Raw genomic sequence first — 21766 nt, forward strand, 5'->3', positions numbered from 1 at the left:
AAAGCCGATCGGCGCCGTTGTCACGTCTCTTCAAGGGCCACCACGAAGGCGTCCGAAAACCCTCGCTCCCTCAGGCGATCGAGAGCCTCCAGGGCACGGTCCAAGTCCCCGAAGCGGCCGATCTGAACGCGGTAGTACAGGGATCCTTCGTGACGAAACGGCGTGAGGCGCACCGGTTGATACTCGGGCGCCATCCGGGCTTGAAGGCGCTGCGCGTTTTCGGGTTCTCGAAAGGCCCCGACCTGCACGGTGAACGGTCCGGCACGATACGCACGGATCGGTTCAACCTGCCAGACGGTGGTTCCCGCCACCACCTGCGGCGAAGCCACCTGCACGGCGGCCACATGCACCGGCGCGACACCTTCCCCCGCCATGCCGAGCGCCTTGGCGGCTTCGTAAGAAAGGTCGATGATTCGCCCGGAGACAAAAGGCCCGCGATCGTTGATCCTTACCAGAATACTCCGCCCGGTGACCTGGTGGGTGACCTTCACATGGGTGCCCAGGGGAAGGATCTTGTGAGCGGCGGTCATGGCGTACATATTGTAAGGTTCGCCGCTGGCCGTCGGCCTGCCGTGCCAGTCCCGCCCGTACCAGCTGGCCAGCCCCTCTTCTTCATACCCTTCCGCCGAAGGAAGGGGATAATACCAGGTGCCGTTGATCTGGTAAGGCCTCTGCCCGCGGAGCGGGGGCGGCGTCGGCACGGCGAGCATGGAAACGGAAGGCTCGGGAGCCGGCTTCCGCCCCCCGCAGCCCGACATCGAAAGCGCGGCAACAGCCAGCCACACACAGATCTTCAGCCACCCCGCAACCCTCAAGCGCTTGCCACCCGCCGTCGTCCGTATTTCGTTTCCCCCCGGCATGGCTAACCCCGTCCCGCTTTTTCCATCTCCTCCATCTTGGCCAGGTCTTCAAAACGAATGTCGATCCCCAAGACCCCCACAATCTCTTCCATCTCGTTGCGGATGGGGGCCGACACTGTGATGCACAGCGCCGACGTATATCGGGATGTGTAAAAATCGGTCACGTGGACCTTTCCGTCCTTCATGGGGCCGACGAACCAGGGCCGGTCGGAGAGGTCTTCGCCCACCTTGGCGGATTCGTACTTGGCCTTGTCCACGATGTGGGTGATGTTTCGCGTGATCTTCCGACCTTCGCTGTCGGTGATATAGATGTACTGGATGAACGGGTTGAGGTCCACAAGGGTCTGGAGCACGGGTTCCTGCAGCTCGGGATCCATGCTCTTGATGGCTTCATTTTCCACGACCTCAGCCACCAGATGGGCGGCCAGCGAATGGGCTCTCGCTTTCAACCGGTCGAATTCGCTCACGAAGTATTCGGGCAGATAGCGCCTGGACCAGCGTTCCAGTTCCTCGTTGGAAATGGAGGTATTTCGCCCCTTGGCGTATTCTTCCATGATCCGCTTGTGGATTTTGACGATCCCGGGGTGACGCTTGTCGAGCCGCGATTCGGGGGGGAGGCGCAGGCGGCTGTTCACCCAATAGGCGACACTCGCCACGCCCGACTTGTCCGTGATGATGATGCTGATCGGTCGTTTGAGGATCTTCTGGGTATTGAAGACATTGTAGATTTCTTCGTCTTTCACTAAGCCGTCCGCATGTATCCCGGCGCGCGTGGCGTTGAAATCTTCGCCGACGAAGGGATAATTGGGAGGAATGCGGTAGCCGAGTTCCTTTTGGAAATACTCCGCCACGTCCGTGATGGCCGTGGTGTCAATGCCGGCCGAATCCCCACGAAGGGCCAGGTATTCGATGATGAGCCCTTCGATGGGGGCGTTCCCGGTGCGTTCACCGAATCCGAGCAAGGTTCCGTTGGCGCCGCTGCAGCCGTAGAGCCAGGCGGTGGAGGCATTCACCAGCACCTTGTGAAAATCGTTGTGGCCGTGCCATTCCAGAAGGTGCCCCGGAACGCCAGCTTCGTCGATGAAGGCTCGCACCAGCTTGGGGACGCTCCGCGGAAGCGCTGCACCGGGATAGGTCACGCCGAAGCCCATGGTGTCGCAGAGCCGGATCTTGATGTCCACGCCGCTTTCTTCCCGGAGTTTCATGAGTTCGATGGCGAGGGGGATACAGAATTCGTAGATGTCGGCACGGGTTATGTCCTCGAAATGGCAACGGGGCTTGATACCCTTTTCCAGCGCCGCCTTGGCGATGCCCAGGTATCTGTCGAGCGCTTCCTTGCGGCTCCATTTGAGCTTCAAGAAAATGTGGTAGTCCGAAACGGACGACAGGATACCTGTTTCCTGGAGGCCCATATCCACCACCAGCTGCATGTCCGCTTCCACGGCCCGGATCCAGCCTGTGATTTCCGGGTATCGATAGCCTCGAGCCAGGCACCGCTCCAGCGCCTCCCGGTCCTTGTCCGTGTACAGGAAGAACTCAGCCTGGCGAATGACGCCGTTGGGTCCGGAGAGGCGGTGAAGGAAATCGAAGATGGTTTCGATCTGCTTGACGGTATACGGCGGCCTGGCCTGCTGGCCGTCGCGGAAGGTGGTGTCCGTGATGAAGATGTCTTCCGCCGGATCGATGGGCAGCAGCTTGTGATCGAAATCGACCTTTGGGACTTCTTCGTAGGGAAAGACGGAGCGCATCAGGTTGGGTTCCGCCACGTCCACCAACCGGTGCCGCCAGAATTGAGAATGCTCGTGTTCCAACACCCGCTTTTGGGCGTTCCAACGGGCCATGGGGGTTACCTCCCTGCTTTTTCGATCTTCACGCACAGCTCCAGGAGCTGGTTGATGTCCGGCTCGGACGGCGCTCCACTCATGAGGCACGTGGCCTTCTGTGTCTTAGGAAAGGCGATCACGTCGCGGATGGAAGACGACCCGCTCATGAGCATGATCAGCCGGTCGAAACCGAAAGCTATGCCGCCGTGGGGGGGCGCCCCATATTGAAGGGCTTCCAAGAGGAATCCGAACTTCTCCTCGGCTTCCTCCGCGCCGATGCCCAGGGCCGCAAACAGCCGCTGCTGAACGTCATGCCGGTGAATCCGGATGCTCCCTCCGCCCAGCTCCGTTCCGTTCAACACGAGGTCGTAGGCGCGGCTCCTCACCGCTTCCGGCTGGGTTTCCAGCCTGTCCAGGTCTTCTTCCATGGGCGCGGTGAACGGGTGGTGCACGGCGGTGAACCGCTTTTCATCCGCATCCCATTCAAGGAGCGGAAACTGGGTGACCCAAGTGAATTTGTAAACGGAAGTGTCCATAAGAGCAAGCTGTTGAGCGAGGCGGACCCGGAGGTTCCCCAAGGCGTCGTGAACGATGCCGGGCTGGTCGGCCACGAAAAAGAGGATGTCGCCTTGCCGGGCTTGAAGCCTTTGGCCGAGCGCCTCCCGGACCGGATCCCCCAGGAACTTGGCAATGGGCGACTGCCACCCGTCCGGCTGAAGCTTGATCCAGGCCATGCCCTTGGCTCCGAAGATTTTCACATATTCTATCAGCTCGTCCAGTTCCTTGCGGGAGAGGCGGCCGCCCTCCGGAAGGCGGATGGCTTTCACCACGCCGCCCCGCTCCACCGCCTGCTGGAAGACTCGAACGTCGGACCGCCGCGCAATATCGGTCACGTCCACCAGTTCCAGACCGTACCGGATGTCCGGCCGGTCTGTCCCGTAGCGATCCACCGCTTCGGCATAGGTGATGCGGGGAAACGGGGTCTCCAGGGAAACCCCTGCAAGTTCCCGGAAGAGCGCCTCGATCCACCCTTCGATCAGCTCGTAGATCTGTTCTTCGGTGATGAAAGACATTTCCAGGTCGAGCTGCGTGAACTCGGGCTGCCGGTCCGCCCGCAGATCCTCGTCCCGAAAGCACTTGACGAGCTGCATGTACCGTTCGAAGCCGGCCACCATGAGGAGCTGCTTGAAGATCTGGGGCGACTGGGGCAATGCGTAAAAATTCCCCGGACTCACACGGCTCGGCACCAGGTAGTCCCGGGCCCCTTCGGGGGTGCTGCGTGTTAGAATTGGGGTTTCCACTTCGAGAAACCCACGTTGGGCGAAATAGTTCCGCGTCAGCACGGCCGCTTGGTGCCGCAGCTTGAGATTGCGCATCATCGAGGGACGGCGAAGATCCAGATACCGGTAACGAAGGCGGATGCTTTCGTTGGCGTCGGTGTCGTCCTCAATGGGAAAGGGAGGCGTTCGGGAGGTATTGAGAATACGAAGCTCGTGCACCAGGACCTCGATTCCTCCGGTGACCAACCTGGGATTGGCCATCCCTTCCGGCCGCAGGCGCACCGTGCCTTCGACCGCAATGACGTATTCGCTCCGAAGCGCATGGGCCCTTCGGTGCGACGTCTCGTCGGCCTGCGGATCGAACACCACCTGGGTGACGCCTTCGCGGTCCCTCAGATCGATGAAGATGAGCCCCCCGTGATCTCTTCGCCGATCCACCCATCCCATGAGCCTCACCCGGGCCCCCACGTTCCCGGTTCCAAGGCTGTTGCAATCGTGCGTCTTGACCCAATCCCCCAGGCTGTCCAGCGTGACCTTCTGGGCTTCCAGTTCCTTGGCTTCCGGATCGTCTTTGAATCGCTCCCCGGGGAGCGTGGCATCATGAGTCATCATCGATTCCTTGTCGAATGCTTCCGGATAAACTCCGTCAGAAAATCCACCGCGGTCGCCAGCGGCACCTCCACCTGGTTCTTTTCGATCATATCACGAAGCGGCGCGGCGTTTCGTTGGATTTCATCCTGGCCCAGGATGAGAACATAACGGGCGCCCAGCTTGTCCGCACGCCTCATCTGACTCTTGAGACCCGCGTTTCCGTATTCCATCTCCGCGGCCACACCTCGATCACGGAGCCTCTGAACCATCAGGAAACACCGGTCGCGCGCGTCATCTCCCACTGAGGCGAGAAAGATCTCCGGGGTTTTCAAGGTGCCGTCCTGGGATTGTTGGAGCAGCAGAATGAGCCGTTCCATGCCGATGGCGAAACCGATGCCCGGAAGGTCCGGGCCGCCCAGGTCCTTCATGAGCCCGTCGTAGCGCCCTCCGCCCCCCACGGCGTTTTGGGCCCCCAGCTGATCCGTGATCACTTCAAAGGTCGTCCGCATGTAATAGTCGAGTCCTCGGACCATGCGGGGGTCGATCCGGTACGGGGTCTCCAGCCGGTCCAGGTGGCGCTTTACCGCCTCAAAATGTTCCGCGCAGTCCCGGCACAGAAAGTCGAGAAGAGCCGGCGCCTCCTCCATCTGCTCCCGGCACTGCTCCACTTTACAGTCGAAGGCCCGCAGCGGGTTCACCCGGCTCCTCCGGGCGCAGTCCGGGCAGAGAGCGGCGATTCTTTCTTCCAGGAATGCCTGGAGACTTTCCCGGAAGGGCTTCCGGCACTCGCGGCAACCCAGGGAGTTGATGTGCAGTTTCACGCCGCCGATACCCAGTTTTTCAAGGAAGCAGCGCAGCATGAACATGATCTCGGCGTCCAGCATGGGATCGTCGATGCCGAAGGCTTCGGCGTCGATCTGGTGGAACTGGCGGTACCGCCCCTTTTGAGGCCGCTCGTGGCGGAACATGGGCCCCAAGGTATAAAACTTTCGGGCCAGAGGATCCGACTGGAGATTGCGTTCGATGAAGGCCCGCACGATGGACGCGGTGGCTTCCGGGCGAAGCGTCAGCCACCGTCCCTTGCGGTCGGGAAACGCGTACATTTCCTTTTCCACGATGTCTGTGCTCTCACCGATGCTTCGAGCGAAAAGTTCCAGCTTCTCGACCAACGGCGTTCGAATCTCCCGGTAACCGAAGGTTTCCAACACTTCCCGGGCCGTCGCCTCCACCTTCTGCCACCAGCCGATGTCGTGGGGTAAAATATCGTTCATGCCTTTGACGGCTTGAATGTATTCCATTTGAATCCTCGCAGGCGCACCCCGGCCGGCCGCCGGGGATTCCATCAACGGCCCCATCCACCTCAAATCCGCTTCTTCAAGTACCGAATCGTAAAAGAGATTTACTAGGTAACCGTGCCCACCGTTGTCAAGGAAAACCTCGACCCCCGACGCGGGCGGCCGGAAGGCGTCTCCATGCACCAGGATACGTCAACCCCTTGACGCTTTTCTTCTCGCATTTTCCGACGAAATATGGTTTACAAACTACCATAACCGGGATTTGCTCACCCCCACTCATGAAAATCATCCCCTCTCCACCCAGTGGTGGGAGAGGGTCAGGGTGAGGGGGGGTGTATTTTCACGGTAAAAAATCAGATACGCTTGACGCTGCGCGGGCATTCAGTCTTTCATCCGCAATGGGACAATCGCTATGACGGCTCCGTTACCCCCTTGCAGCATCCTTGTAGTAGACGACGACCCGACGACACTGGATCTGATCGTTGAGAGCCTGACGGAGGAAGGCTACGACGTGGCCAAGGCTGCCGACGGACGGGAAGCCGCGGCCATGGCAGACCGGCGTTCTTTTGACATAGTGCTCACCGACCTGGTCATGCCGGGAATGAGCGGGTTGGAAGTGCTCGCCCATTTCACGGAACACCACCCGGAAGCCACGGTGATCGTGCTCACGGGCTACGCCACCATCGAAACCGCCGTGGAAGCGATGAAGCGCGGCGCCTTCGATTATCTGAGTAAGCCGGCCAAACTGGACGAGATCCTCATGGTGTTGCGCCGCGCCCAGGAACTGAAGGCCCTTCGCTCCGAAAACATCCTACTGAAATCGCAGCTTCAGGACCGGTATGGTTTCGATAAGATCATCGGGGAAAGCACCGCCATGCAGGCCGTCTACCACATGATCCACAGGGTCGCCAACACCGACAGTACGGTTCTCATCACCGGCGAGAGCGGAACGGGGAAGGAACTGATCGCCAACGCCATTCATTTCAACAGTGAGCGGCGCGACAGGCCCATCGTGCCCATCAACTGCGGCGCCATTCCCGAAGAGCTTCTCGAAAGTGAGTTGTTCGGCCATGAGAAGGGATCGTTCACGGGGGCGTTGAAAGAGCGCAAGGGGCGGTTCGAACTGGCCCACCAAGGAACGGTGTTCCTGGACGAGATCGGGGACATGAGCCCCAAACTGCAGGTGAAGCTCCTCCGCTTCCTGCAGGAACGACAATTCGAACGGGTGGGCGGCTCGCGCACCATCCAAGTGGACGTCCGGATTTTGGCGGCCACCCACCGGGACCTCGAAAGCGCGGTGGCGGATGGATCCTTTCGGGAGGATCTCTACTTCCGCCTGAACGTCATCCCCCTTCACGTGCCGTCGCTTCGGGAACGGCACGGAGATCTTCCGCTCCTGGTGCATCATTTCCTCCGGGAGCATTGCCGTAACAAGGACATCCAGCTGAAACGCATTTCCAGGGAAGCCCTGGCCGCGATGGAAGCTTACGAATGGCCGGGGAACGTGAGGGAACTCCAAAACGTGATCGAGCGGCTGGTGATCCTGACGGAATGCGACGAAATTAAGCTGGAAGATCTGCCGCCGCGGATGCGGCGCGAAATACCGGCCCCCTCCCCCCCTCCGGCGGTCCAGCTCGGCGACGAAGGCATCGACCTGAAGAAAACCCTTGAAGACCTGGAAAACCGACTCATCCTGGAAGCTCTCAAGAAAACCGGCGGCGTCAAGAACCAGGCCGCCAAGCTTCTGGGCCTGAATCGCACCACCCTCATCGAAAAACTCAAAAAGAAAAACCTGGACCTGCCGGCCTTCGGTTCCTGAACCGGGTCGGTCCGCGAACCCGTTCCCAAGCTCTGGCTTGGGAACTCCCCGCCAGGAAAGCTCTAGCTTCGCCTCCTCATGGGAATCGAAGCTGGAGCTTCGACACAGTTGTGTTCCCAAGCTGGAGCTTGGGAACAAGGTGGATGGGGGAGATTGGGAATAAGGTGGAACCCGTTTCGTCAGGCATGGCACACGGTTTGCTCTCTTCTGTCCGCATCCCGATTCATCAGCGGATAGCGGCGGCGTGGACGCCGATTCAGTAAAGGACGCAAACCATGCGGCATGGACTGATCCTCATTGCATTCACCGGCCTGTTGCTCCTGGCCTTCGCCTGCCGGAGTTCCGCCCAAACCACCATCGAATCGGTTCGAGTGGGCATCCACCCGGGATTCACCCGCCTGGTTTTTGACAGTGCGGGGGACGAACCCATCGGCCTGGAGCAGCCTTCTCCCGAGGCCTTGGAAGTGATCTATGAAGAGCTGAAAGTGAAGGTCGGCTCCGGCGATCTGTCCAAGGCCGCTCGGGGCGCCGTCAAGGCGGTCGTTCTACCGAGGAAGGAACCGAAAAACCGGATCCTCGTGACGTTCAAACGGCCGGGCCTCCAGGTCAAATCTTTCACGCTTCCAGGGACCTCCCCCGACGGGAATGCCTATCGCCTCGTTGTGGATCTCTATCCGCCGGGGCATCCCAGCCGGCAAACAAACCAGGACGCTTCGGCGCAAACTGGGAAGTCCGCGGCCGCATCCCAGGCGGCGCCACCGCAAGGCGAAGCGACGGAGTCCAAAGACGCGGGACCAGCGGCGGTCGAAGCAGCGGGTACCGGCGGGTCCGATAGGACCCAGGGCACCGTCCCCGCCGGTGATGCTGCGGCCGGGGGCGTTTTCGCCCGCGCCGAAGAGGCCTTCCAACGATGGCGCGAGAAACCGGTGGAAAACCAGCGGGCGGAAGAAGCGATCGCATTGTATCGGGAATTTCTCGATGGATTCCCTGAGGCCCCCCAGGCGGCCGCGGCCCACGCACGCCTCGGACTGCTTTACTACGGCCTGGAAAACTTCCACGCCGCCCGACCTCACTTGGAGCGGGCACTTTCTTCTAACAGCCAAGTCCCCGAAGCGGACCGGGCCTGGCTGGCACTCGGAAACCTCCAGCAGGCCTCCGGAAATCACGTGGAGGCGATCCAGTCCTACCGCAACGCCCTGAAAGACTCCCCGGAATCCTCCATTGCGGCCGAAGCCCACTACCGGTTGGGCACCAGCCTGTCCATCGCCGGAAACCATGAAGAAGCCGTGACCGTCCTTCAACGATCGCTGGAAATCGATCCCACTTTTCACCTGGAACACCCGGATATCTTCCGTTATCTTGGGGAATCTCTTTTTGGGGTCAGGGATTACGCCGGGAGCCGCGACTGTCTCTTCCGGTACTTGAACCTGGAGCCGCACATCCCCGACAAGGACCTGGTGCTCGCGCGGCTTGCCGAAACCTACCTCCACGAGTCTCAAACCGACCTGGCCGAACGACTCTATGCCTACATCGGTACCTATTTTCCCCATTCCGAAGGGGAGATCATCGGCAAGATCCGGCGTGCAGAACTCTTGGAAAAGCAGGGGCCGGAGATGCAGGCGGAGGCCTACCGGACGTACCAGGAACTTTCGGAGCGCTCACTTTCCCCGCCGCTCAATCATTTCGTCCAGTTCAAGCTGGCCTACAGCGAATGGCAAAACGGTGACTACGATAAAAGCCTCCAGCGCATCCGTAACGTGATGCAAGGGCAGGAAAACCGTGCATCCGACGACGACTTCCGCGCTCTTAAGGAAAAGGTGATGCTGGATCGGGCCAGAGCCGCCTTCCAGTCCCAGGACTATGCGAAGGTGGTTCAGCTCTACAAGGAAGACCCCTTCGTCTTCGATACTCAAAAGTCCCTGGAAGTGGTCGCCATGGTGGCGGAAAGCTACGAGCGACTGCATTACTTCCCCAACGCACTGCCTCTTTACGAAACGCTGCTGAAAAACGATCCCAAGGATCGCTGGCGCATGAAAACAGCGCTCTGCCTGTTAGAAACGGGCCAGGTCGCCCGGGCCGAACAGCTGCTGAAGCAGGTGAGCGACCCCGCTCTCACGGCTGAAAAGGCCGAACTCCTGGGCCGCGTGGCCTTTTCCATGCGGCGGTACGCGGAAGCCATGAAGCACTTCGACCGCCAGATCGAGGCCTTGGGAGGCGACAACGCGGTGCCGACCGCCACACTGATCCAGTACAGCCGGTGCCTGGTGGAACAGGGCCGCCACGAAGCGGCGCTTCCGTGGATTGAAAAGGCACTCCAACGGCTGCCTCGGGAAAACGCCCAAGACCGGCTCCAGGTCCTGCTCATGGCCGGCCGGTGCTACCAGAAATTGGGCCGCTACCATGAGGCGATCGCCACCTACGAAAGCCTCCTTCCCGAAGTATCGTCGGAAGACCTCAGGAACCAACTCGTTTACGAACTGTCGAACCTGTACCTGCAGGCGGGGCAACCGGATAAGGCCGAAGCCAAGCTTTCGGAGCTCCTTGCGGCATCCAAGGAATTCTGGAAACTGGCCGCACAGCAAAAGATGGACTATATCCGGATGCGGCAGGGGCAAACGGGCCTTTTCTGAGGGCCCCGCGGGATATCGAAAGCATCAGGAGACGGCATGGAGCATGCCATATGAAGGTTCTGGTCGTGGATACGGACACCCGGGAAGCCCGGAACCTCGCGCAAACGCTCGCCGATCTGGGGCACACCCCCCTGACCGCGAATTCACTCTCGGCGGCCCGGGCGCTGGTCGATCAGGCCGCCCCCGATCTCGCCATTGTGGCCTTGAACGGAAACCAGAAATCCGTCACGTCGTTTCTTGAAGAGAGCATGGACGCCGCGGAGGCCTTTCCGGTCATCGTGACGACCCGGAACCCCTGCCTGGAAGACGCCGTCACCATGATGAAGCACGGTGCCCAGGATTTCTGGGTCCTTCCCGTTTCCCGGGAACGTCTCGAAAAAACCCTGGAGACTCCTTCTGACGAAAGCCGGATGGGCCGCGACGGGACCCCGCAAGGAGAGCCTTTTCCCATCATTTCCAGAAATGCGGCCATGAAGGCCCTGAAAGACATGGCCGCGAAGGTGGCCTCCAGCAAAGCCACCGTGTTCATCCAGGGCGAAAGCGGGACCGGAAAAGAACTGTTCGCCCGATTCATCCACCGAAGCAGTGCGCGTTCCGAGGGGCCCTTCGTCGCCGTCAATTGTGCCGCACTCCCTGAAAATCTGCTCGAAAGCGAACTCTTCGGCTACGAGAAAGGAGCCTTCACAGGGGCCAACAAGGACCGGAAAGGCAAATTCGAACTGGCCCATGGAGGCACCCTGCTCCTGGACGAAGTGACCGAGATCCCCGTGCACCTCCAAGCCAAACTGCTGCGGGTGCTTCAGGAAGGCGAAGTGGACCGCCTGGGCGGCCGGCAGCCCGTCGCCGTGGACACCCGGGTGATCGCGACCACCAACCGGGCCATCGACGAAGCGCTCAGAGAAGGTCGCTTTCGAAAAGACCTCTATTACCGCCTGAACGTCATCCCCTTGAAAATTCCGCCCTTAAGGGAGCGCCGCGACGATATCGCGATCCTTTGCGCACACTTCATTGAAAAATACAATGCCTGCCATGGACGTCGGGTTCAGGGATTGAGCCCCGAGGCCCTCGAAATCCTGAACCGCCGCTCCTGGCCCGGCAACGTCCGCGAATTGGAAAACGTGGTGCAGCGCGCCGTCGTCCTGGCGACAGAACCGGTGCTCACACCCCAACATTTGCTTTTCGATGACTTTGAATCCCCCCCGGAGACCCCCCCGGCCGAAATCACGACCATCGATGAGATGGAAAAACGCCTCATCCATCAAGCCCTGGATTCCGTGAGCGGCAACCGAACCCGTGCTGCCGAAATCCTGGGAATCAGCGTCAGAACCCTGCGCAATAAGCTCAACGAATATCGCCGTAGTCAGGGTTTTTGACACCCCGGACCCCGAGCCTCAGCGATCGTCAACCTTTTGACGACCTGAGGGGCTCCATCGAGCTCCAAACGCCGCAAGAACACCCTGGTATGACATTTGCTCACATATGAGATCACCAGACGGCCATCTCTCAGAAAGGACGGATGCTTATGAGTGACTCAAGTGTGTTCGACCGAACCGTTCAACTCATGCAGGATCGCCTCGATCTGAACGCCTTGAACCACAAGGTCATATCGAGCAACTTGGCCAACATCAACACACCGAGATACGTGGCCAAATCGCTTTCTTTCGACCGGGTTCTGAAGGAATCCTTGGAGGAAGGCGCGATTGCGCTGGAATGTTCCCATTTCCGGCATGAGAATCCCACGGATCCCGTCGAGGCCCTGCGGTCGCCCGCCATGGAGGAAACCGGTCCCGTGGACCTGGATCACGAGATGGTACGTCTTTCTCGAAACAACATTGAGTACCAGTTCATGGTGACCATGCTCAACAAGAAGTTCGCCTTGCTGAAGCAGGCCATCAACGCTGGAGGTCGCTGATGGACTTTGAAACGTCCATGCGGATCAGTTCGTCGGGGATGAGGGCGCACCGTGCGTGGATGAACGTCCTCTCCGCCAACCTGGCCAATGTCAACACCACCCGGGGACCGGACGGCAAGCCGTACCAGCGCAGGACCATCCTGTACGAGAGTGTGCCCTATGCCGGTAGTTTCCAGGAGGCCATGGAAAGCGCGCTCGAAGATGGTCTGCAGCAGGTGGATGTCGTCGGAATAGTTCCTGACGGCCGCGATTTCAGAAGGGTCTACGATCCGAGCCATCCCGACGCCGACGAAGACGGCATCGTGCTCCTGCCGAACATCAGCGCCGTCGAAGAAATGGCGAACCTCCTGGACGCCACCCGGAGCTACGAAGCCAACCTGGCGGCCCTCAACATGGCCAAGCAGTTGGCGCTCAAATCCCTGGAACTCGGAAAATAAGGCTTGTCAAAGAGGAGGCGGCATGCGCATCGGTTCCATTGCCCAAGGCATGAAGAGGCTCGAAGGCCCGGGCGGAACGTTCGGGCGCTCGGACAAGGCGGCTGTATCGTTCACTTCGGAACTCAAGGAACGGGTGAGCGAAGTGGACGAGCTGCAGCACCAGGCGGAAAAGACCATGCGGGAGGGAGCGATCCGCGGTGCGGAAAACATCCATGAAGCCATGATCAAGCTCCAGGAAGCCGAAATCGGACTCCAGTTTCTGGTCAAGGTCCGAGACAAGGCGCTGGAAGCTTACCAGGACGTGATGCGCATGCAGTTCTAGGGACGTGCTTGGGGGATTGAGTGACCGTTTTGCCACCTTGTTCCGAAGCTCCAGCTTGGGAACACAACTGTGCAGAAGCTCCAGCTTCGATTCCCATGAGGCCGTTCCCAAGCGATCCTAGGGCAAACGCGGCATTGCCGGTTTTAAGGGTCGCGGGCAAGCCCGCTCCTACCGATAACGGAAAACCGGGGCGGCCCCTTGACGGAATAACGGGCCGACCCCCTGTAGGAGCCGGCTTGCCGGCGATCAGGGTGAACGTGATATTGCCGGTTTTAAGGGTCGCGGGCAAGCCCGCTCCTACAAGGCGACCGGACAGGTGAGGTTCAGCATACCATGAACAGGCTGGCAGCGTTCCTACGGAGGCTCAAGGCCTCATTCACGGCCCTCCCCCTCCCCCAAAAGCTCCTCACCGCGGGTTCCGTACTGATGGTGGTGGCAAGCCTGGCGTACCTCGCCCACAGCGTGAACTCCGTCACCTACGCGCCGGTTTACACGGGCCTTTCCGAACCGGATATGGCCGCGGTGGTGGAGAGCCTCAAGGCCAAGAAACTCCCCTACCGCCTGGTCGATGGTCAGAGTATTGAGGTCCCGGAGGATCAGCTATACGAGATCCGGCTGGCGCTGGCCTCCGAGGGCCTTCCCAAGGGTTCCGGGGTGGGCTTCGAAATCTTCGACAAGCAGCGCCTGGGGAGCACCGCGTTCGTTCAGAAGATCAATTATCAGCGGGCCCTTCAGGGGGAACTGGTCCGCACGATCAACCAGATGGAAGAGGTGGAAGAGAGCCGGGTGCACCTGGTGCTTCCGGAAGACACCGTGTTCGTGGAAGACCGGCAGCCGCCCCGGGCCGCCGTTTTTCTCAAGCTCAAGCCGGGCGCCAGGCTCGAGGAACGCCAGTTGCAAGCTCTGGTGAACCTGGTGGCGAGCGCTGTGCAGGGGTTGGAAAGCGAAAACGTCACGATAATGAGCACCGACGGGGAAGTTTTTTATAAGAAAACCGGCGAAGACACACCGTTTGCCGCCAACAGCTTTCAGATGGAATACCGCCACCGGCTCGAGGAGAGCCTGCGGGAGAAGGTCCAGTCCATGCTGGAACCGGTTCTGGGCTCGGACAAGGTCGTCGCCCGGGTGACGGCAGAGCTTGATTTCAGCGAGATCGCGGTCACGGAAGACATCTACGATCCCGACAGCGCGGTGGTGCGCAGTCAGCAGCGAAGCGTTGAGAATTCCGAAGGAACGGGAGTCGGCGCTCGAGGCAATCCCGACGCACCCATCAACCTGGAGAGCCGGCTCCTGGAGAGCGCGACTCCCGAAAACCGGCAGCGATCCACCAGTCGCCAGCGCGAGACGGTCAACTACGAAATCAACCGCGTGAGCCGCCAGATCACCCGGGCTCCGGGGAGCATCAAGAAGTTGTCGGTGGCGGTCATCGTGGACGGCCCTTACAAGGTGGAAACCGCGGAGGGGCAGGATGCACGGAAAGTCTTTGTGGGGCGGACCCCGGAGGAACTCAAGCGGCTGGAAGACGTGGTGAAGAAGGCCGTGGGCTATGACGAAAACCGGGGCGACCAGATCACGGTTTCCAACGTGGCGTTCGCAACGGAAGCCTTCCCCGACGGGGCGGTCTCGGGGCCGGAACTCGACTGGCTGGATCTGCTGCGCAGGCACCAGAAGCTCATTTTCAATCTTCTTCTCCTGTTGCTGGTCTTCCTTTTCGTCATCCGCCCGTTCATGAAGCGATTCCAGCACATGACGGTGGGAGGCGAACAGGATCGAGCGGCGGCGCTTCCCGGGACCGCCGAAGAAGGACTCCTCGAAGGACCTCAGCGGAAAGAACTTCCGGTGAAGGAACAGGCCATCGCCTTGACCCTGGAGAACCCTTACCAGGCCGCTCAGGTGATCCGAACCTGGCTGAAGGAGGAAAGCTGATATCATGGCTAAGGTTTCAGGCGTTCAGAAGGCCGCCATCGCGCTGCTCGCCCTGGGGGAAGAGGCGTCGGCCCCGATCTTCAAGAGCTTGAGTCCCGGCGAGATCCAGAAACTGGGCGCTCAGATGAGCAACATCCAGATCGTGGACAAGCAGACCACGGACGAAGTCTTGAACGAACTGATCGCCCGAATGCAGGAAGCGGGAAGCATTTCCCTGCCCGGCAACCAGTTCCTCCACAAGCTTCTCCCCGCCGTACTCGGCCGGGAACAGGCCGAAAGCGTGCTCGCCAAGATCGAAGAAGACAACCAGAAGGTGCCGTTCAAAAACATTCAGGACGTCGACGCCCGAATCCTGGCCAATTTCATCCGCGGTGAACATCCCCAGACCATTGCGATCATTCTGGCACACCTGGGGCACGAAAAGGCCAGCGAGGTGATCGGGTTGCTGCCGGAAAACCTGCAGTTCGAAGCGGTGAGCCGGATGGCGAACCTGGAGACGGTCCCGCCGGACCTTCTCCGCGAAGTGGACGAGGTGCTGGAAAGGGAACTCTTTTCCGTCAGCAAGGGCAGCTACAAGACTCTGGGCGGCATTCAATCCGTCGCGGAAATCCTCAACCGCTGCGATCGCCGGACAGGAGACAACATTTTGCAGGCCTTGGAAGATTACGATTCGGATCTTGCCGACAAGATCCGAAAACTCATGTTCGTGTTCGACGACCTGGTCGGCGTCAACGACTTGGGCATCCGGGAACTCCTGAAAGAAGTCTCCAACGACGACCTCACCCTCGCATTGAAGACCGCCTCGGAAGAGGTCAAAAACAAGATCCTCCAGAACCTCTCTCAACGCGCCTCTCAAATGCTCCTAGAGGACCTGGAGGTCATGGGCCCGGTGCGCCTGAGCGACGTGGAAGGGGCGCAGCAGAATATACTCAACGTGGCCCGCCGCCTGGAAAAGGAAGGCCGGCTGATCCTGGCGCGCGGTGAAGGCGGGGATAACTTTGTCTAAGATCATCAAAGCCCGTGAAACCGACGATCTGAACGCTTTCGGCTTCGCCGAAATACGGCAAAGCGAACGAAAGGCTCCGGCCGCCGGCACCCGGTCCGGCTTGGAAGCGGAACTGGAATCGGTGGAAGCGTTCGAAGAGAGCCTCCGCCGCCGTCTGCTCGAAGCGGAGCGCGCAGCCCAGGAACTGGAACGGGAAGGCTACGAGAAAGGATACGTACAAGGCCAAAAAGACGGGTTCGAATTCGGCAAACGCAGCATGGCCGTGGTCAAGGAACAGCTCGAACGGCTGCTCGCCGGCCTCTCCGAGACTCCTGAACGTGTCTTCAAAGATTACAGGCAATGGCTGGTGGAGACGGCCCTCGCCGTGGCCCGCCGCGTAGTCCGAGCCGAACTGGAGACCCGCCCCGAATTGATCCAGCGGCTGATCAATGACATGCTTCAGGAGGCCGAGGAACACCAGAGCCTGACCCTCGTCCTGCATCCCAAAGATCTCAGGCTTCTCCAGGAGTACACCGATTTCAAGATTCCCGGCCCCGAACGATCGAACGCCTTCGCGGTGAAGACGGACGAGTCCATTGAACGAGGCGGCTGCATCATCGAAAGCGACATCCAGCGGATCGATGCCACCATGGAAACACGATTCGAGCTCATCCGGGAGGCCCTCGAAAGCCATGAATGACCCCGATGACACCGCCCGGCACCCTTGCGTTCACGACGACTACCTGCGCTTGGAAGGGCGCGGGCGCATGCTCCTCGACCGCCCCCCCTGGCAGACCTACGGGAAAGTGGCCCGCCTGGTGGGAAACCTTCTGGAGGTCCAGGGGCTCAAAGCGGCCCGAGGCGACATCTGCCGCGTCTTTCCTTCAGAATCGAATAACCCCGTCTATGCCGAAGTGGTGGGCTTCGGAGAACGGCGACTCAAGCTGAGTCCACTCACGCCCATCAATGGGATCCGCCCAGGGGATCTCGCCATGAAGCATCCACACTCGGACACGGTCCAGGCCGGAGAAGCCCTCCTGGGGCGTGTCATCGACGGAATGGGCGCACCCATCGACGGCAAAGGACCGCTGCCTGCGGGAAAACCTTATGCGTTGAACCGTCCCGCCGTAAACCCGCTGGAGCGGCCGGTGATCAGGGAGCAGCTCGATGTGGGTGTCCGCTGCATCAATGGGCTGCTGCCCATCGGTAAGGGCCAGCGGATGGGGATCTTCGCAGGGTCCGGCGTCGGCAAAAGCACGCTCCTCGGAATGATGGCCCGATATACCACGGCCCCCGTGAACGTGATCGCCCTGATCGGCGAACGGGGCCGTGAAGTCAACGAATTCCTTCAAGACGAGCTGGGCGCCGACGGACTGGCCCATTCAGTGGTGGTCGTGGCCACTTCCGATCAGCCTGCGACGCTTCGACTCCGTGGAGCCTACGTGGCCTGCGCCGTAGCCGAGTACTTCAAAGACACGGGCCGGGACGTCCTGTTCATGATGGACTCGGTCACCCGTTTCGCCATGGCCGCGCGCGAAATCGGACTCGCCGCAGGGGAACCGCCGACCACCAAGGGCTATCCCCCAAGCGTTTACGGTCTGCTGGCCCAGGTTCTCGAAAGGACGGGCAATTTCCGAGAAGCCTCCATCACGGGGATCTACACGGTGCTGGTCGAAGGCGACGACCTGGACGATCCCGTGGCCGATACCGTCCGCTCCATCTTGGACGGCCACATCGTGCTGGATCGAGCCCTCGCTCATCAGCGACACTACCCCGCGATCGATCCCCTGAAGAGCGTCAGCCGTTTGACAGATCGCCTCCTGGACGCGGAACAGAAACGCTTCGCCGCCCGCTTCATCCAGACGCTCGCCCATTACCGAAACAGCGAAGACATGATTCAAATCGGAGCCTACGTGAAAGGCACCCATCCGGACACGGACTACGCGATCAGCATGATCCAGAAGCTCAATGAGTACCTGAGACAGGACGTCACCGACCGCTGCACCGTGGCCGAATCCCTCAAATGGCTGAAAACCCTTTTCGCCTGATCCGGTGGAACCATCTATGACCTTTCATTTCCGTTTTGAAGCGACGCTGAAAAGACAGGAAGGCCTTTTCCAGGAAGCCCGGATGGCTTTCGCTCGGGCCCGGCGCAAGGTTCTGGAACTTCAGGAGCGCAAGAGCCGCTTCCGCAGCGACATCTGGAAGCAGAAGGAACTTCTGTCGGATCAACAGAGACGGGGGATGAACGTGTCCTACTACCTTGCTTTCACCGAACACCTGGCCGGCCTCGAACACAAACTGCACACCCTGGAAGAAGAACTTCTCCGAGCCCGCAAGGACCTGGACAATAAGCATCGGGAACTCTTGGCCTGCGAAATGCAACTGAAGCAGCTCGAACACCTGAAGACCAGGGACCTGGAGGCGTATCGGAACGGCGTGCGCAAAGCGGAACAGAAACAGCTGGACGAACTGTCCGGAGGCAGGGGAGTTCGAGCTCAGGATGAATCCCAAATCTGATGCACCGATGACGGCGACAAAGAAGCGGCCCGGCGGGCGCCGCCTTTCGGCGGGCGTCTTGGCCATCTGTGGGGTCGCCCTCCTGAAAGCCCTCCTGGCCTTCGGCATTTTTATCGCCGACAACAGTGAAAAGGCGGAGGTACTGTCACCGCCCGAGGTCCAGGCCGAAGAAAGCGCACCCGCGCCGGCGGCCGGGCAAGCCGGAACCACGCCGACGGAACAAGGCGCCGCGGAAGGAAAGGCCCTGGAACCCCCCGTTGTGGACTTGACACCCGAAATGGTCGCTTACGTGAAGGAGAGGGAAGCCGCTCTGGAACGAAAGGAAGCGGAACTGAGGGAACGGGAGGCTTACCTGGCGAAGATGGAAAAGGAGTTGGAGCAGAAGCTCAAGGAACTCCTTTCCCTCCAGGAAAAGATGAAGACCATCCAGGAAGAGATCCAGACATACCGGGCTCAACGAGAAGAAGAAAGCAACCAGCAGATCCGGTCACTCGGGAAGATCTACAGCACCATGAAGCCCAAGGAAGCCGCGAAACTCCTGGAAAACCTGGAAGAAGAACTGGTCGTCCGGATCATCACCACGCTTCCCCCGGACCAGGCGGCGGACATCCTCGCCAACATGGACGTGAAGAAAGCCGCGAAGATTTCTACGGCGCTCTGCGTCGCCAACCCGTAAGAACCCGTCCCAAAGCGATGCCGGTCGCCGGCAAGCCGGCTCCTACAGGGGAATGGCCCGGTTTTTCATCAAGGCGCCGGCCCGGTGTTCCGTTATCGGTAGCAGCGGGCTTGCCCGCGACCCGTAAAACCGGCAATGCCGCTTTGACCTGGGAGCGCGGGCGTCTCGCCCGCATCTCCAACCCCGCCATCCACCTTGTTCCCAAGCTCCACCTTCCACCTTGTTCCCAAGCTCCAGCTTGGGAACAAGGGGAAAACATCACCCCGGGCGGCATGGCTTCGTGCGACAACTATCTTGACAAACACCAAGGTCTGCGACCAGAAAAGGAGATGGCTGCAGATCTTTTGCTTCTTGTTCCCAAGCTCCAGCTTGGGAACACAATTGTGCAGAAGCTCCAGCTTCGGTGGGGCCGTTCCCAAGCTTGAGCTTGGGAACGAGGGGAAAGACTACTTCGAGACCCTGGCGAGCTCCCTGGAAAGACAGCGCGTTTCAGCTGTAGCAGGAGGGAAGCTGGAGCTTCCCGGGCAGGGCGTTCCCAAGCTGGAGCTTGGGAACGAGGGGAAGGTCTGCGACCAGAAAAGGAAGTTCAGCGTTCTGACAAAGGAGAAGCGCATGACACCGCATCGCGTATCCATCGTGCGTTACCGGACGCCGGGCGAATCGGTCCGCCGGGCCGTCGACCTGGCCGGCGGCCTGCCTCCCTTGAAATCGGGCGCCCGCGTTTTCATCAAGCCCAACATCGTTTTCTGGACCCGGGCCGTCCCGTTTCCCAAGTGGGGCGTGATCACCACCAGCCGGGTGATGGAAGACATGGTCAAGCTGCTCAAGGCCCACGGTGTAGACGACATCACCATCGGCGAGGGAATCATCACCGCCGACCCCAGGGACCGGGAAACCCCGGACCACGCCTTCACCACCCTCGGCTACGGCGTCCTGGCCAAACGCTACGGGGTAAAAACCCTCAACGTAATGGACGACGATTTCGCCCCGGTGGAGATCGGCGAGGGGACCACGCTTAATTTTTGCGCCCGGGCACTGGAAAGTGATCTCATCGTCGACCTGCCGGTGCTCAAGACGCACAACCAGACCGTGGTGACCCTCGGCATCAAGAACCTCAAAGGGCTCATCGACATCCCTTCGCGCAAGAAATGCCACCGCATGGACGACGAGGCCGATCTGCACGCGATGGTGGCCCGACTGCCCGACCGGCTGCCGGCGGTGTTCACCGTCATCGACGGCATTTACAGCGCCGAACGCGGCCCGGCTTTCGACGGGAAGATGCACCGCAGCGACCTGCTCATCGCCTCCGCCGACCTGCTCTCCGCCGACCTGGTGGGTGCCCGCGTCCTGGGCCACGATCCGGCCGACGTGCCGCACTTGGCCTATGCGGCGCGCAACCACGGCCGGCCGCTGGACCTTTCCGACATCGAGGTGGTGGGCGAACCCATTGAAGCGGTGGCCCGTTTTCACGCCTACGATTTCGACTATGCACAGGATTCGGACGGCAACTGGCTGCCAGTGCCGCTGATCAAGCAGGGCATCCGTGGGCTCTCGTATCCCAAGTACGACCTGACCATGTGCACCTACTGCTCCGGCATCAACGGCGTGGTCCTCTCGGCAATCCGCTATGCCTGGAAGGGAGAGCCCTTCGACGATGTTGAAGTCCTCACCGGAAAAGTGATGAAACCGACGCCGGGCAAAAAGAAAACGATCCTGCTGGGGAAATGCATGTACCAGGCCCACAAGAACAATCCGGACATCAATGAAATGATCGCCGTCAAGGGCTGCCCACCCAAGCCGGAAGACATCCTCAACGCCCTGCACCAGGCGGGCATCGATGCCGATCCGGCCCTGTTTGCCGGCATGGACCGGTTCCCCGGCTTCTTCATGGCCCGCTACCAGGGCAAGCCGGAGTTCGACGAGGCGTTTTTCAGGGTTCAATGACAATTGACGCGCCCTTTCAAATGCGATAGAGAGCAAGCGGTTCTCTGACAATCCGTTTCGGTTCAGGTATCCCGACCTTCGGGATTCAATAGGGAAGACGGTGAAATTCCGTCGCGGTCCCGCCGCTGTAAACGGGGACGAAAGCCTTAAGAACCACTGTCGGTGCTAGCTGTGCCGAGCCGCGCCGGCCGCAGCCGTCGCTTTCAGGGCGCTCTGCGGAAAAGCGGACGGCTCGGACCGGGCCTTTCAATGGGCCGAACGACCGATGGGAAGGCAAGGCGAGTAGGACGATCCGTGAGCCAGAAGACCTGCCTGAAACCGGCAATGGAACCGCCCTGATGGGAAACGGGCGTTTCCTCATCGGAGCCTGGGCTTCGGTGAACCGTCAAGGATCAAGCAAACAGGGTGCCGTCCTTGAAACCTCATAAGATGAATGGTTTCAAGGACTTTTTTTTGGGTAGCGTAGAAAATAATAGACCTAATACTTGATGCCGAATTCTATTTCCCCTCCCCCTGTGGGAGGGGATTAAGGGGAGGGGAATGTAACTCATTGACCTTCATTGATTTTATCACCCTCACCCCAACCCTCTCCCATCAAGGGAGAGGGGGATTGCCCTCGTTCCCAAGCTCCAGCTTGGGAACAAGAAGCAAAAGATCTGCACCCATACTTGATGCCGAATTCTATTTCCCCTCCCCCTGTGGGAGGGGATTAAGCAAAGGTCCAGTTACGATTTCAAGCTGTGCCA

The 21766-nt window shown here is 60.2% G+C and carries 17 protein-coding genes and 1 riboswitch; of the genes, 13 read left to right on the forward strand and 4 right to left on the reverse strand.

Annotated elements, in window-relative coordinates:
- Positions 1-20 precede the first annotated feature (20 nt).
- From FDQ92_RS15865 to hisS, 4 genes are read right to left on the reverse strand one after another with little or no spacing between them, the layout of a single operon-like run.
- Entirely contained in the window at positions 21-860 is an 840-nt protein-coding gene (locus FDQ92_RS15865; protein WP_137423269.1) for a septal ring lytic transglycosylase RlpA family protein, read from the reverse strand.
- A gap of 2 nt (positions 861-862) precedes the next feature.
- Positions 863-2701 carry a triose-phosphate isomerase gene (locus FDQ92_RS03340; RefSeq protein WP_137423270.1) on the reverse strand — a complete coding sequence of 613 codons (1839 nt, stop codon included), beginning with the start codon at positions 2699-2701 and terminating at the stop codon, positions 863-865.
- Positions 2702-2706: 5 nt separating this feature from the next.
- Entirely contained in the window at positions 2707-4575 is a 1869-nt protein-coding gene (gene aspS, locus FDQ92_RS03345; protein WP_246041821.1) for an aspartate--tRNA ligase, read from the reverse strand.
- Positions 4572-5852: a histidine--tRNA ligase gene (hisS, locus tag FDQ92_RS03350; protein WP_137423271.1), complete on the reverse strand. Its 1281-nt coding sequence runs from the start codon at positions 5850-5852 to the stop codon at positions 4572-4574. Before hisS ends, aspS begins: the two co-directional genes overlap by 4 nt.
- A gap of 409 nt (positions 5853-6261) precedes the next feature.
- Between hisS and FDQ92_RS03355 the strand changes: the two genes are divergently transcribed.
- From FDQ92_RS03355 to FDQ92_RS03415, 13 genes are all read left to right on the forward strand, one after another.
- Entirely contained in the window at positions 6262-7668 is a 1407-nt protein-coding gene (locus FDQ92_RS03355; RefSeq protein ID WP_137423272.1) for a sigma-54-dependent transcriptional regulator, read from the forward strand.
- A 275-nt stretch (positions 7669-7943) separates the two neighbouring features.
- The gene (locus tag FDQ92_RS03360) at positions 7944-10298 is read left to right on the forward strand and encodes a tetratricopeptide repeat protein (protein WP_137423273.1); all 2355 of its coding nucleotides are present in this window, start codon (positions 7944-7946) and stop codon (positions 10296-10298) included.
- A gap of 50 nt (positions 10299-10348) precedes the next feature.
- On the forward strand, positions 10349-11671 hold the full coding sequence (locus FDQ92_RS03365) for a sigma-54-dependent transcriptional regulator (protein WP_137423274.1): 1323 nt from the start codon (positions 10349-10351) through the stop codon (positions 11669-11671).
- A 149-nt stretch (positions 11672-11820) separates the two neighbouring features.
- The gene (gene flgB, locus FDQ92_RS03370) at positions 11821-12210 is read left to right on the forward strand and encodes a flagellar basal body rod protein FlgB (protein WP_170180159.1); all 390 of its coding nucleotides are present in this window, start codon (positions 11821-11823) and stop codon (positions 12208-12210) included.
- Positions 12210-12647 (forward strand): flagellar basal body rod protein FlgC, encoded by a 438-nt coding sequence (gene flgC / locus FDQ92_RS03375; RefSeq protein WP_137423276.1) that lies wholly within the window; start codon positions 12210-12212, stop codon positions 12645-12647. The genes flgB and flgC overlap by 1 nt, the downstream gene beginning before the upstream one ends.
- Positions 12648-12669: 22 nt before the next feature.
- Positions 12670-12969: a flagellar hook-basal body complex protein FliE gene (fliE, locus tag FDQ92_RS03380; RefSeq protein ID WP_137423277.1), complete on the forward strand. Its 300-nt coding sequence runs from the start codon at positions 12670-12672 to the stop codon at positions 12967-12969.
- A gap of 333 nt (positions 12970-13302) precedes the next feature.
- On the forward strand, positions 13303-14895 hold the full coding sequence (gene fliF, locus FDQ92_RS03385; RefSeq protein ID WP_137423278.1) for a flagellar basal-body MS-ring/collar protein FliF: 1593 nt from the start codon (positions 13303-13305) through the stop codon (positions 14893-14895).
- Positions 14896-14899: 4 nt separating this feature from the next.
- A complete protein-coding gene (gene fliG, locus FDQ92_RS03390) occupies positions 14900-15901 on the forward strand; it encodes a flagellar motor switch protein FliG (RefSeq protein ID WP_137423279.1) in 1002 nt (333 codons plus the stop codon).
- Entirely contained in the window at positions 15894-16580 is a 687-nt protein-coding gene (locus tag FDQ92_RS03395; protein ID WP_137423280.1) for a FliH/SctL family protein, read from the forward strand. The genes fliG and FDQ92_RS03395 overlap by 8 nt, the downstream gene beginning before the upstream one ends.
- Positions 16573-17928, forward strand: coding sequence for a FliI/YscN family ATPase (locus FDQ92_RS03400; protein ID WP_211341354.1), 1356 nt, complete (start codon positions 16573-16575; stop codon positions 17926-17928). Before FDQ92_RS03395 ends, FDQ92_RS03400 begins: the two co-directional genes overlap by 8 nt.
- 16 nt (positions 17929-17944) lie before the next feature.
- The gene (locus tag FDQ92_RS03405; RefSeq protein WP_137423281.1) at positions 17945-18400 is read left to right on the forward strand and encodes a flagellar export protein FliJ; all 456 of its coding nucleotides are present in this window, start codon (positions 17945-17947) and stop codon (positions 18398-18400) included.
- A complete protein-coding gene (locus FDQ92_RS03410; protein WP_137423282.1) occupies positions 18384-19076 on the forward strand; it encodes a MotE family protein in 693 nt (230 codons plus the stop codon). The genes FDQ92_RS03405 and FDQ92_RS03410 overlap by 17 nt, the downstream gene beginning before the upstream one ends.
- 612 nt (positions 19077-19688) lie before the next feature.
- Positions 19689-21020 (forward strand): DUF362 domain-containing protein, encoded by a 1332-nt coding sequence (locus FDQ92_RS03415; protein WP_137423283.1) that lies wholly within the window; start codon positions 19689-19691, stop codon positions 21018-21020.
- 47 nt (positions 21021-21067) lie between these two features.
- Positions 21068-21350, forward strand: a riboswitch (cobalamin riboswitch).
- Positions 21351-21766 lie beyond the last annotated feature (416 nt).

It is taken from the genome of Desulfoglaeba alkanexedens ALDC (assembly GCF_005377625.1).
GTDB classification, from domain to species: Bacteria; Desulfobacterota; Syntrophobacteria; order Syntrophobacterales; family DSM-9756; genus Desulfoglaeba; species Desulfoglaeba alkanexedens.